The organism is Mesorhizobium sp. M0701 (assembly GCF_040320365.1).
In the GTDB taxonomy this organism is placed as follows: domain Bacteria; phylum Pseudomonadota; class Alphaproteobacteria; order Rhizobiales; family Rhizobiaceae; genus Mesorhizobium.
The window spans coordinates 52,264-64,941 of record NZ_JAMYPO010000029.1; the positions used below are offsets into that span (position 1 = coordinate 52,264).

The 12,678-nt window shown below is 64.7% G+C and carries 11 protein-coding genes; 8 read left to right on the top strand and 3 right to left on the bottom strand.

Annotated elements, in window-relative coordinates; all coding sequences use genetic code 11:
* Positions 1–209 precede the first annotated feature (209 nt).
* On the bottom strand, positions 210–1,394 hold the full coding sequence (locus NKI24_RS23975; RefSeq protein ID WP_352577477.1) for an Mrp/NBP35 family ATP-binding protein: 1,185 nt from the start codon (positions 1,392–1,394) through the stop codon (positions 210–212).
* A gap of 194 nt (positions 1,395–1,588) precedes the next feature.
* Here NKI24_RS23975 and NKI24_RS23980 point away from each other — a divergent pair, with 194 nt between their 5' ends.
* Positions 1,589–1,966, top strand: a complete 378-nt coding sequence (locus tag NKI24_RS23980; RefSeq protein ID WP_352748915.1) for a VOC family protein — start codon at positions 1,589–1,591, stop codon at positions 1,964–1,966.
* 38 nt (positions 1,967–2,004) lie between these two features.
* Here the strand turns inward: NKI24_RS23980 and NKI24_RS23985 are convergent, their stop codons facing one another.
* On the bottom strand, positions 2,005–3,012 hold the full coding sequence (locus tag NKI24_RS23985; protein ID WP_352748918.1) for an inorganic phosphate transporter: 1,008 nt from the start codon (positions 3,010–3,012) through the stop codon (positions 2,005–2,007).
* Positions 3,012–3,653: a DUF47 family protein gene (locus NKI24_RS23990; protein WP_352613837.1), complete on the bottom strand. Its 642-nt coding sequence runs from the start codon at positions 3,651–3,653 to the stop codon at positions 3,012–3,014. The genes NKI24_RS23985 and NKI24_RS23990 overlap by 1 nt, the downstream gene beginning before the upstream one ends.
* Before the next feature lie 194 nt (positions 3,654–3,847).
* Here NKI24_RS23990 and NKI24_RS23995 point away from each other — a divergent pair, with 194 nt between their 5' ends.
* The 7 genes from NKI24_RS23995 (at position 3,848) to NKI24_RS24025 (ending at position 12,629) form a co-directional block, all read left to right on the top strand.
* Complete coding sequence (locus NKI24_RS23995) at positions 3,848–4,747, top strand: LysR family transcriptional regulator (RefSeq protein ID WP_352613836.1); 900 nt, start codon at positions 3,848–3,850, stop codon at positions 4,745–4,747.
* Between the two features lie 133 nt (positions 4,748–4,880).
* On the top strand, positions 4,881–5,360 hold the full coding sequence (locus NKI24_RS24000; RefSeq protein ID WP_352748922.1) for a formate dehydrogenase subunit gamma: 480 nt from the start codon (positions 4,881–4,883) through the stop codon (positions 5,358–5,360).
* The gene (locus tag NKI24_RS24005; RefSeq protein WP_352748925.1) at positions 5,357–6,913 is read left to right on the top strand and encodes a formate dehydrogenase beta subunit; all 1,557 of its coding nucleotides are present in this window, start codon (positions 5,357–5,359) and stop codon (positions 6,911–6,913) included. The genes NKI24_RS24000 and NKI24_RS24005 overlap by 4 nt, the downstream gene beginning before the upstream one ends.
* 12 nt (positions 6,914–6,925) lie before the next feature.
* Positions 6,926–9,838 (top strand): formate dehydrogenase subunit alpha, encoded by a 2,913-nt coding sequence (gene fdhF / locus NKI24_RS24010; RefSeq protein ID WP_352748928.1) that lies wholly within the window; start codon positions 6,926–6,928, stop codon positions 9,836–9,838.
* A gap of 3 nt (positions 9,839–9,841) precedes the next feature.
* Positions 9,842–10,672 (top strand): formate dehydrogenase accessory sulfurtransferase FdhD, encoded by an 831-nt coding sequence (gene fdhD / locus NKI24_RS24015; RefSeq protein ID WP_352702418.1) that lies wholly within the window; start codon positions 9,842–9,844, stop codon positions 10,670–10,672.
* A complete protein-coding gene (locus NKI24_RS24020; RefSeq protein WP_352469984.1) occupies positions 10,662–10,970 on the top strand; it encodes a formate dehydrogenase subunit delta in 309 nt (102 codons plus the stop codon). The genes fdhD and NKI24_RS24020 overlap by 11 nt, the downstream gene beginning before the upstream one ends.
* A gap of 105 nt (positions 10,971–11,075) precedes the next feature.
* Entirely contained in the window at positions 11,076–12,629 is a 1,554-nt protein-coding gene (locus tag NKI24_RS24025) for an alpha/beta fold hydrolase (RefSeq protein ID WP_352748931.1), read from the top strand.
* Positions 12,630–12,678: the final 49 nt, after the last annotated feature.

The window sequence follows — 12,678 nt, forward strand, 5'->3', positions numbered from 1 at the left end:
ATATGACAACGCGCGGGAGCAGGCAAGGGGCACGCGCCATCCGAATCCGCTCTTTGGTACGAAAGACATACATCTGCCTCCGCGCTAGACGGGATCGTGGTTTGTCAGCCCGCCATCCCGGAGAGTTGGAGCGCGTCGCCGCGGACCCTACCTGACCCTTCCGGCCACCCTCCCCCTCAAGAGGCCCACTTGGGGGAGGGACATCCGCATCACTCGAACACGATGCTCGGCACTGCAGCCTCGGCCGCGCCGCGCTCTTCATTGACGCGGTCCCAGACCTTGGCGGCGATGTCGCGATAGATTTTCGCCTCAGCGCCATCCGGCTTGGAGACCACCACCGGCGTGCCGGCATCGGAGCTTTCGCGGATGCCCATCTCGAGCGGCACTTCGCCAAGGAAGGTGACGCCGAGACGCTCGGCCTCGCGGCGCGCGCCGCCATGGCCGAAGATGTCGTAGCGTTTTCCCGTATCGGGGGCGAGAAAATAGCTCATGTTTTCGACGATACCCAATAGCGGCACGTCGACCTTTCTGAACATGTTGAGGCCTTTGCGCGCATCGATCAGGGCCAGGTCCTGTGGCGTCGAGACGATGACGGCGCCGGCCAGCGGCACCTGTTGGGCCATGGTCAGCTGGGCGTCGCCGGTGCCGGGCGGCATGTCGACGACGAGCACATCAAGCGGTCCCCACTCGACCTCGCGCAGCATCTGCGTCAATGCCGACATCACCATCGGCCCGCGCCAGATCATCGGCGTCTCCTCATCGACGAGGAAGCCCATCGACATGACCTTGAGGCCATAATTCTGCATCGGCTTCAGGATCTTGCCGTCGACGGTCTGCGGCCTGCCACGAATGTTGAGCAGACGCGGCATGGAAGGGCCATAAATGTCGGCATCGAGCACCCCGACCCGCAGCCCGTTGGCGGCAAGCCCAAGGGCGATATTGACGGCGGTGGTCGACTTGCCGACGCCGCCCTTGCCGGAAGCGACGGCGATGATCGCTTCGATGCCGGGTACGCCGCGCTTGCCCTGGCTGTGCGAGGCGGGCGCCTGCGGCGCGGGACGCGCAGGTGCGGCCGGCGGAGCGGGCCTCTGAGCCGGTCTTTGCGGAACCGGCGCCTCCATGCCGCCGCCCTTCTTTTCCGCCGTCAGCGCGACCACGGCGCCGGCAACACCGGGGATCGCCTTGACGACACGTTCGGCCGCCGCACGCAGCGGTTCCATCTCCTGGGCACGGGCAGCGGGAACGGTGATCGAAAAGAACACCTTGGCATCGGCAATGAAAATCTCGGAAACCAGGCCGAGGTCGACGATATTGCCGGTGAAATCCGGCCCATTGACCGTCTTCAGGCGCTCGATAACGATTTCCTTGGTCACGTTTTCATTGGCGGCGGGCATGAGTTTTTCCTCTACTTTTCCGCTCCAGATAATGCAGTTCCGGAACAGAACCAAGCGATGGACCACCAATTGCAGCGGCGTATCGGGGAGGCAGCGAGCATATGACGGCATTTCCAGTGGGAGCAGCCGTCGCCAAATCGTCAACGCAGCCTATTTCATGAGCATGGAATGACAGCCAGGGAAGGAGACGAATCATGCTCGCAAACAGCAACGCGACGGCCAATCTCGCCGTGAAGGACCTGGCCAAGGCCAAGGCATTCTACGAAGGGGTCCTTGGCCTGAAAGAGGTGCACAATGAAGGTGGCGAACTGATCGTCTATAAAAGCGGCGACACCAGCATCAACGTCTACCGTTCGAACTTCGCTGGGACCAACAAGGCGACGGCTGTGACATGGACGGTCGGCGACGAACTCGGCAAGATCGTTGAGGCATTGAAATCGAAGGGCGTGACCTTCGAGCATTACGACATGCCAGGCCTGACGCTGGAGGGCGATGTTCATGTCGGTCAGGGCATGAAGGTCGCATGGTTCAAGGATCTGGACGGCAACATCCTGAACCTTGTGGATAGGTAGATACGGCGCATCGCCTGCCGCGCAGTGCTACGGTGCTGTCACCATGCCAGGCCGACCGCGAGGTAGGTGAGAGCCGCGATCGCCGCGGTTGCCGGCAGGGTGACGATCCATGCCACCACGATGTTACCGGCAATGCCCCAGCGAACGGCGGAGACGCGGCGGGCGGCGCCGACGCCGATGATGGCGCCGGTGATCGTGTGCGTGGTCGATACCGGAATACCGAGCCAGGTGGCGGCGAACAGGGTGATCGCTCCGCCGGTCTCGGCGCAGAAACCCTGCATCGGGTTCAGCCGGGTGATCTTCGAGCCCATGGTGTGGACGATGCGCCAGCCGCCGAGCAACGTGCCCAGCGCCAGCGCCGACTGACAGGTGATGACGACCCACAGCGGCACGTAAAAATTCGCGCCGAGCATGCCTTGCGAATAGAGCAGCACGGCGATGATGCCCATAGTCTTCTGCGCGTCGTTGCCGCCATGGCCGAGCGAATAGAGCGAGGCGGAAAAGAACTGCATGACGCGGAAGGTGCTGTCGACGGCGAACGGCGTCCGCCGCACGAACAGCCAGGAGACCGCGAGGATCAGGACGAGCGCCAGCAGAAAACCTGCCGCCGGCGATAGCACGATGGCCGCCGTCGTTTTGCCCAACCCGGTCCAGACGATGGCGCCGGTGCCTGCCTTGGCAACGCCGGCGCCGACCAAACCGCCGATCAGAGCGTGCGAGCTGCTGGACGGGATGCCGACGAGCCAGGTGACGATATTCCAGACGATGGCGCCGACAAGTGCTGCGAAGATTACTGCCGGCGTGACGATGCTGGCGTCGATGATGCCGGTTCCGAGCGTCTCCGCTACGTGAAGACCGAAGAACATGAAGGCGATGAAATTGAAGAAGGCCGCCCAGAACACCGCATAATGCGGCCGCAGCACCCGGGTGGAGACGATGGTGGCGATGGAGTTGGCGGCATCGTGCAGGCCGTTGAGGAAATCGAAGAACAGCGCGACGACGACAAGGCCGACCAGCACGGGAAAGGCTATTGCGGCTTCTGACACTATACGTTCTCGATGACGATGCCGCTGATTTCGTTGGCGACGTCCTCGAAGCGATCGACCACCTTTTCCAGCTGGCCGTAAATCTCGCTGCCGATCAGATAGGCCATCGGATCGCTGCGGCCGTGCCGCTTGAACAGGTCCTTCAGGCCCTGCTCGTGCAGGTCGTCGGCCCGGCCTTCGGCGCGCATGACCTCCTCGGCGATGGCGTTGAGGCGCACCGTATGCGCCCCGACCTTGCCGAGCAGCGGGATCGCCTCGGCCACCAACTTGGCGGCCTCGACGATGACACCTCCCATTTCCTGCATCAGCGGGTCGAATTCCTTCTTCTCGAACAGCCTTACCGTCTTGACGGTTTTGTGCATCATATCGATGGCATCATCCATCGACTGAATCAGGTCCTTGATGTCGCCGCGGTCGAAGGGCGTGATGAAGGAGCGGCGCACGGCCAGCAGCACTTCCGCGGTGATCTGATCGGCTTCGTTCTCGAGATCGATGATCGTCTGACACCAGCGGTCGATGTCGTTGCCCTGCAAAAGCTGCTGCAGTGCCTCGGCGCCACCGACCACGGTGCGGGAATGCCGCTCGAACAGGTCGAAGAAGCGATCTTCGCGCGGCAAAAGCTTGCGGAACCAGCCCAGCATGTTCGGTACTCCCGTCGTGTCCAGTCCACGACCCCGTCTCATCCACATAGCGCCGCATTCCATCGCGGGAAACAGTAAGCCGGCTGAAAGATGTGGATGCGGACGATTTACACAGGCGGCTTGCGGCCGAAGGCGATTTCCCCGACCTTGCGCGCTAAGATCGGACACAGCGTCCGTGACAGGCTCCCGACGGCATGATCGATAAGCTGGAATTCTTCATAGCACTTGCCAAGGAAGAACATTTCGGCCGGGCGGCGGAGGTGTGCGGCGTCACCCAACCGACGCTTTCGGCCGGCATCAAGCAGCTGGAGGGTCAGCTCGGCGTGATGCTGGTGCTGCGCGGCTCGCGCTTCCAGGGGCTGACGCCGGAAGGCAAGCAGGTGTTGGTGTGGGCGCGCCGCATCGTCGGCGATAGCAGGACCATGCGCGAGGAGATGCGGGCGGCGCGCCACGGCCTGTCGGGGCGCATCCGCATCGCCGCGATCCCGACGGCGCTGGCCATGGTGGCGCGACTGACGACGCCGTTTCGGGCAAAGCATCCCGGCGTCACCTTCTCGGTGCTGTCGCGCACCTCGATTGAGGTGCTATCGCTGCTCGGCAATTTCGACATCGACGCCGGCATCACCTATCTCGACAACGAGCCGCTCGGACGCGTCACTAGCGTGCCGCTCTATGACGAGCGCTATCAGCTGATCACCGCGGTCGGGAACCCCTATTTCGACCGCGACAAAGTGACATGGGCGGAACTCAGCCAGCTGCCGCTCTGCCTCTTGACGCCGGACATGCAGAACCGCCGCATCATCGACCAGCATCTGGCCGAAGCCGGCGTGCAGGTGCGGCCGACATTGGAATCCAACTCGATGATCGTGCTGTTTTCGCATATCCGCACCGGCAAATGGTCGTCGATCATGCCGCTTAACCTTGCGGAAACCTTCGGTTTTTCCGAGCCGATCCGGGCGATCCCGATCGTCGAGCCGGATGCCAGCCACACGGTCGGGCTGGTGGCGGCGCGGCGCGAACCGCACACGCCGCTGGTCTCGGCGCTGTTGGACGAGGCAATGGCGCTGGCGGACGATTTCCACGGCCGCCGCTAGGCTAGACAATGCTGGTGACCGCGAACGATAGAAGATTTCTATCGAGCAACGGATCGGCTTTATTGATTTAGTGGGTTTCCTCTGATTTCCTAAGCACTTAGCGGAAGACCGCCACGACCAGGGAGGGCGCTGCATGACGATGCAGCCTGCAAGTACCGAGATCGCATCGCGCACCGCGGCGATCATCCACGAGCTGAAAGGCCTCGAAGGCCCGCTGCTGCCGATCCTGCACGGCATCCAGGAAGAGTTCGGTTATGTGCCGCAGGACGCGCTTCCGGTCATCGCCGAGGCGCTGAACATCTCCAGGGCCGAGGTTCATGGCGTCGTGACCTTCTATCACGATTATCGCAGCCAGCCGGCTGGCCGGCATGTGCTGAAGCTCTGCCAGGCGGAAGCCTGCCAGTCGGTGGGTTCGGATGCGATCGCCGCCAAGCTCAAATCATTGCTGGGCATCGGCTTCCACGAGACAACCCGTGACGGTTCGGTGACGCTGGAGCCGGTCTATTGCCTCGGCCTTTGCGCCTGCTCACCGTCGGCGATGCTGGACGGGGAGGTGATCGGTCGGCTCGACGACGAAAAGCTCAACGAGATCGTTGCCGAGGTGCGCTCATGATCCCGCGTATCTATATTCCCGGCGATTCCGGCGCGCTGGCGCTCGGTGCGGAAAAGGTTGCCAAGGCGGTTCGTGCGGAATTGGCCGAGCGCGGCATCGAGGCCAAGATCGTGCGCAACGGCTCGCGCGGCGCCTATTTCCTCGAGCCGATGGTCGAAGTGGCAACAGCTAATGGCCGCGTCGCCTATGGGCCGGTGAAGCCCTCCGACGTCAAAAGCCTGTTCGACTGCGGCTTCCTCACCGGCGGCCACCACAAGCGCTGGCTGGGCGCACCGGACAAGATCCCGTTCCTTGCCAGGCAGACGCGGCTGACCTTTGCGCGCTGCGGCGTCACCGATCCGCTGTCGCTCGATCACTACAAGGCGCATGGCGGGCTGAAGGGCCTGCAGAATGCAGTGGCGATGACGCCGGCCGAGGTCGTCAAGCAGGTGACCGAGTCCGGGCTGCGCGGTCGTGGCGGCGCCGGCTTCCCGACCGGCATCAAATGGAAAACTGTGCTCGATACGTCGGCCGACCGCAAATACATCGTCTGCAATGCCGATGAAGGCGATTCCGGCACGTTCGCCGACCGCATGATCATGGAAGGCGACCCCTTCGTGCTGATCGAAGGCATGGCGATCGCCGGCATCGCCACCGGCGCGACCAAGGGCTTTATCTATATCCGCTCCGAATATCCGCACGCGGTGGCGGTGATGCAGAAGGCCGTCGAGATCGCTCGCAAGGCCGGCGTGCTCGGCGTCAATGTGCTCGGCTCGGCCAATTCATTCGACATGGAAGTGCGCGTCGGCGCCGGCGCCTATGTCTGCGGCGAGGAAACCGCCCTGCTCGACAGCCTCGAAGGCAAGCGCGGACAGGTGCGGGCCAAGCCGCCGCTGCCGGCGCACAAGGGCCTGTTCGGCAAGCCGACAGTGATCAATAACGTCATCTCGCTGGCCTCGGTGCCGGTGATCATGGACAAGGGCGCTGCCTTCTACAAGGATTTCGGCATGGGCCGTTCACGCGGCACCATCCCGATCCAGATTGCCGGCAACGTCAAGTATCCGGGTCTCTACGAGGCGGCGTTCGGCATGACGCTGGGCGAGATCGTCGACGATATCGGCGGCGGCACGGCGACGGGACGCCCGGTCAAAGCGGTGCAGGTGGGTGGCCCGCTCGGCGCCTACTTCCCGCGCGCGCTGTTCGACACGCCGTTCGACTACGAAGCGTTTGCCGCCAAGGACGGGCTGATCGGCCATGCCGGCATCGTCGTTTTCGACGACAGCGCCGACATGCTGAAGCAGGCACGCTTTGCCATGGAATTCTGCGCCATCGAGAGCTGCGGCAAGTGCACGCCGTGCCGCATCGGCTCGACTCGCGGTGTCGAGGTGCTGGACAGGCTCGCCCAGAACGTCGAACCGGAAAAGCAGATCGCGCTGGTCACCGACCTTTGCAACACAATGAAGTTCGGCTCGCTTTGCGCTCTCGGCGGCTTCACCCCATATCCAGTGATGAGTGCACTCAACCATTTCCCGGACGACTTTCGGCCGACGCCGGTCGCCGAAGCAGCGGAATAGGAGCGGACAGCCATGAACGCGGCATTCGACATCAAATCGCTGGTCCAGGAAATCGACTACGGCACACCTGCCTCTGAAGCCGAGCAGCAAGTGACGCTGACGGTCGACGGCAAGTCGATAACAGTGCCGGCGGGGACCTCGATCATGCGCGCATCGATGGAAGCCGGCGTCGAAATCCCGAAACTCTGCGCCACCGACATGCTGGACTCGTTCGGCTCCTGCCGGGTCTGCCTCGTCGAGATCGACGGGCGCGGCGGCACGCCGGCTTCATGCACTACGCCGGTCGGCGAAGGCATGGTCGTGCATACGCAGACCGATCGGCTGAACGCCATTCGCCGCGGCGTGATGGAACTCTACGTCTCCGACCACCCGGCGGCGTGGGGCGAGAAGGCCGGCACCGGCGCCAGCGAGTTCGACAAGGTCGTCACGACGGTCGGCCTGACCGAGAACCGCTATGGCGTGGACGGCCGCAACCACGTCAAGCAGCAAAACGGCGTGGCGCCCGGCCATGGCTCGCTGACCATCGATTACATCGCCCGCGACGAATCGAACCCGTATTTCACCTACGATCCGACGCAGTGCATCGTATGCTCGCGCTGCGTGCGCGCCTGCGAGGAGGTGCAGGGCACGTTCGCGCTGACCATCGAGGGCCGCGGCTTCGAATCCAGGGTCTCGGCCGGCATGCACGAGGCGTTCGTCGATTCCGAATGCGTGTCGTGCGGGGCCTGCGTGCAGGCCTGCCCGACCGATGCGCTGAGGGAAAAGACCGTGCTGGCGAAAGGCCTGCCCGAGCGCTCGACCGTCACCACCTGCGCCTATTGCGGCGTCGGCTGTTCGTTCAAGGCCGAGGTCAAGGGCGACGAGGTCATCCGCATGATGCCTTACAAGGCAGGCAAGGCCAACCACGGCCACTCCTGCGTCAAGGGCCGCTTCGCCTATGGCTATGCGACGCACAAGGACCGGATCCTGAAGCCGATGATCCGCGAGCGGGTCAGTGATCCGTGGCGCGAAGTGTCGTGGGAAGAGGCGCTCACCCATACCGCCAACGAATTCCGCCGCATCCAGTACCAGTACGGCCGCACCTCGATCGGCGGCATCACCTCGTCGCGCTGCACCAACGAGGAGACCTACCTCGTCCAGAAGCTGGTCCGGCAGGGCTTCCGCAACAACAATGTCGATACCTGCGCCCGTGTCTGCCATTCGCCGACCGGCTATGGCCTCGGCCAGACCTTCGGCACCTCCGCCGGTACGCAGGATTTCGATTCGATCGAGCAGACCGACGTGATCCTGCTGATCGGCGCCAATCCGACCGACGCGCATCCGGTGTTCGCCTCGCGCATGAAGAAGCGCATGCGCGAGGGCGCCAAGCTGATCGTGCTCGATCCGCGCCGCACCGACATCGTGCGCTCGGCCCACGTCGAGGCGCAGTTCCATCTGCCGCTGAAGCCGGGCACCAACGTCGCCATGCTGACCGCACTTGCCCATGTCATCGTCACCGAGGGCCTGTTCGACGAGGCCTTCATCCGCGAGCGCTGCGACTGGGACGAGTTCCAGGACTGGGCATCGTTCGTGGCGCTGCCGGAAAATAGCCCGGAAGTGATCGGCCAGCTTGCAAATGTCGATCCCGACGACATACGCGGCGCGGCGCGGCTCTACGCCCGCGGCGGTAACGGCGCGATCTATTACGGCCTCGGCGTGACCGAGCACAGCCAGGGCTCGACCACCGTCATCGCCATTGCCAACCTCGCCATGGCGACCGGCAATATCGGCCGGCCGGGCGTCGGCGTGAACCCGCTGCGCGGCCAGAACAATGTGCAGGGCTCTTGCGACATGGGCTCGTTCCCGCACGAGCTTCCCGGCTATCGCCACATTTCAGGCGACGCGGTGCGCGCCATCTATGAGAGCCTGTGGGGCGTCAAGCTCGACGACGAGCCCGGCCTGCGCATCCCCAATATGCTGGATGCGGCCGTCGACGGCTCGTTCAAGGGACTCTATGTGCAGGGCGAGGACATCCTGCAGTCGGACCCCGACACCAAGCATGTCGCCGCCGGTCTCGCCGCGATGGAATGCGTCGTCGTGCACGACCTCTTCCTCAACGAGACGGCCAACTACGCGCATGTGTTCCTGCCCGGCTCGACGTTCCTCGAGAAGGACGGCACCTTCACCAACGCCGAGCGCCGCATCAACATGGTGCGCAAGGTAATGGAGCCGAAATGCGGCTATGCCGACTGGGAAGCGACGCAGGAGCTCGCCAAGGCGCTCGGCCTCGGCTGGAACTACACGCATCCGTCCCAGATCATGGACGAGATCGCCAAGACAACCCCAAGTTTCGCCGGCGTTTCCTTCGACCTTCTCGACCGGGTGGGCTCGGTGCAGTGGCCCTGCAACGAGAAGTCGCCGGAAGGCACGCCGATCATGCATATCGGCGGCTTCGTGCGCGGCAAGGGCAAGTTCATCCGCACCGAATATGTCGCGACCGACGAAAGGACCGGACCGCGCTTCCCGCTGCTGCTGACCACCGGCCGCATCCTGTCGCAATACAATGTCGGCGCGCAGACCCGGCGCACCGACAATGTGGTCTGGCATAGCGAGGACCGGCTGGAGATCCATCCGCACGATGCCGAAAATCGCGGCCTGCGCGATGGCGACTGGGTGCGGCTGACCAGCCGCTCGGGCGAGACGACGCTGCGCGCGCTGATCACCGAGCGGGTGTCGCCGGGCGTCGTCTATACGACCTTCCACCATCCCGACACCCAGGCTAACGTCATCACCACCGACTTCTCCGACTGGGCGACCAACTGCCCGGAATACAAGGTGACCGCGGTGCAGGTGGGTGCATCCAACGGCCCGTCGGAATGGCAGCGCGACTATGACGAGCAGGCAAAGCAAAGCCGCCGCATCGCGAAGTTGGAAGCGGCGGAGTAGTCCTTGACCGCGCGCCGCAAAGCCATTGCGCAGATCTCGCGCCTCGCGCGCCGCGCCGGCGGCACTGCGGCCGCCAACCGCATGGTGCCGGAAGAGACGCCGGTGGCGTTCTCCTTTGCCGGCACCACGCATGCGGTGATGATGGCAAGCCCGGCTGATTTCGAGGATTTCGCGCTCGGCTTCTCGCTGACCGAAGGCATCATTGCCTCGCCGGACGAAATCGAAGCGATCGAGGTCGAGGATCACGGCGCCGGCATCGATATCCAGATCCGGCTGAAGGACCAGGCCAACACCCGCTTCGAAGCGCGTCGCAGACGCCTGGCCGGCCCGGTCGGCTGCGGGTTGTGCGGCATCGAATCGATCGAGGAGGCGATGCGCTCGGTAAACCCGGTCGGTGCGTCGCAACTTACACTTCAGGCCAATGACATCGTCCGCTCGGTCAAGCTTTTGTCGAAGCTGCAGCCGCTGCACGCCGAGACCGGTGCCGTCCACGCCGCCGGTTTTTACCTTCCCGGCAAGGGCATCGTCATGGCGCGCGAGGATGTCGGCCGCCATAACGCACTGGACAAGCTGGCTGGCGCGCTGGCCAAAGCCGGTATCGACGGCAGGTCGGGGGCCGTCGTCGTCACGTCGCGCGTTTCGGTCGAGATGGTGCAGAAGACCGCGGCGATCGGCTCGGCCGTCATCATTGCCGTCTCGGCGCCGACGGCACTTGCCATCCGCACCGCGAACGATTCCGGCATGACGCTGGTGGCGCTGGTGCGCGGCGACGATTTCGATATTTTCACCCATCCTGACCGCGTGGTTTCCGGAGTTGCCAAGCATGTCGCATGACGAGGGCCACCTCATGAGCACCAGCGAAAAGCTGGTTCGCATGGCCAACCAGATTGCCGCCTTTTTCCACTCAAAGCCGCGCGAGCAAGGCATTGCCGGCGTCGCCGAGCACATCAACAAATTCTGGGAGCCGAGGATGCGCCGGCAATTGTTCGAGATGCTGGACAGCGGTGGCGAGGGGTTCAACGAGCTTGTCGTCGCGGCCGCGCCACACATCAAGCGGCCGGGCGCGCCGGAGGGCGCAGGTTTTAGCGTCGGCGGAGCGAACACCGAGACTGCCGCCGCGTCACAGAAGTAGGCGCCGCTGGCCCACATTCACACTCTCTGAAGTTTCATCTGCCGCAGGCCGCGCGCCTCTGCTATGATCCGGCGATAAGAAATCGTCGGGTCGGGCGGACAACTCGTGAGGCCGATCGAAACTCGATACGCGCTCAGTGGCGACGTGCGGATCGCCTATCAGGTGGTCGGCCAGGGATCGCTCGATCTCGTCTTCGTGCCGGGTTTCATTTCCAATCTCGACCTGCACTGGGAAGACGAGGGCTACACCCGGCTGTTGAAGCGGCTTTCCGCGTTCTCACGGCTGATCCTGTTCGACAAGCGCGGCACCGGTCTGTCCGACCGCGTCGATGTCCACCACCTGCCCAGCCTCGAAACCCGCATGGACGATGTACGCGCGGTGATGGATGCGACCGGCAGCGGCCGCGCCGCCTTGCTCGGCGCTTCGGAAGGCGCGCCGATGGCAATGCTGTTCGCCGCCACCTACCCGGAGCGGACGCGGGCGCTGGCGCTTTATGGCGGCTATGCGCATTTCCACAAATGGGTGATGCCGCCGGAACGCCTTGAGGCGTTCATCGCGACGGCGGAGACCGCATGGGGCACCGGCGCCACCCTGCCGCATTTCGCGCCCGGCCGCGTCGACGATCCGCGTTTCGCCACATGGTGGGCGCGCTTCGAGCGGCTGTCGGCGAGCCCGACCGCGGCAATCGCCCTGGCCCGCATGAATGCGGCTATCGACGTGCGCGGCGTGCTGGCGGCGATCAGCGCACCGACGCTGCTCATCCATCGCCGCAACGATGCGCGCGTCGACCCGGAGGCCAGCCGCTTCCTGGCAAGGAAGATCCCGAATGCGCGGCTGGTCGAGGTGGCCGGGCGCGACCACCCGATCTGGACCGGCGATGTCGACCGGGTGGCCGATCTGATCGAGGAATTCCTGACCGGAGCGCGCGCCGTTGCCGAGGCCGAGCGCGTGCTGGCTGCACTGCTGGTCACCCGGATCTACGACACGGCGCGGCTTGGCGACCGTATGTGGAGCGAGCGCAGCCGACGTTTTCAGGAAACATGGCGCCTGCTGGTCGGGCGCCATGGCGGCCGGCCGGCCGGCACGCATGGCGAGCTGATGATGGCGCGCTTCGACGGCCCGGCACGGGCCGTACGCTGCGCGGCGGCCCTGCGCGATGCGGCGCAGGAGATCGGCGTCGCCAGCGCGCAGGGCGTGCATGTCGGCGAGGTCGAGTTGCGCGGACCGCCGACGGGGTTGACGGCGCGCGTGACGATGCAGCTTGCCGCGCATGCCGGGCGCGGCGACATCCTCGCTTCGCGGCTGGTCGCCGACCTCGCCGCCGGTTCAGGCCTTCATTTCAATGACGCCGGGCGCATCGCGCTTGACGAGCTGGATGAGCCGCTGGCGCTGGTGCAGGCGACCTCGGAACAGCATCTGGAGCCGGCCTGCCGGCCGAAGGCCAAGGCTGCCGAGCCGGCCGCACTGACGGCGCGCGAAAGCGAGGTGGTGAACCTCATCGCCGATGGCAAGAGCAATGCCGCGATCGCCGCCGAACTCGGGCTGAGCGAACACACCGTCAAGCGCCACGTCGCCAATATTCTGCTCAAGCTGGACCTGCCGTCGCGGGCGGCGGCGGCGGCGTTCTCGGCCCGGCACGCTGGCCCGCACGGGCCATAGGAGCCATGGCGCTTTCGGGCGAAGCGGCCAGGCATGCGTAAGCGCTATC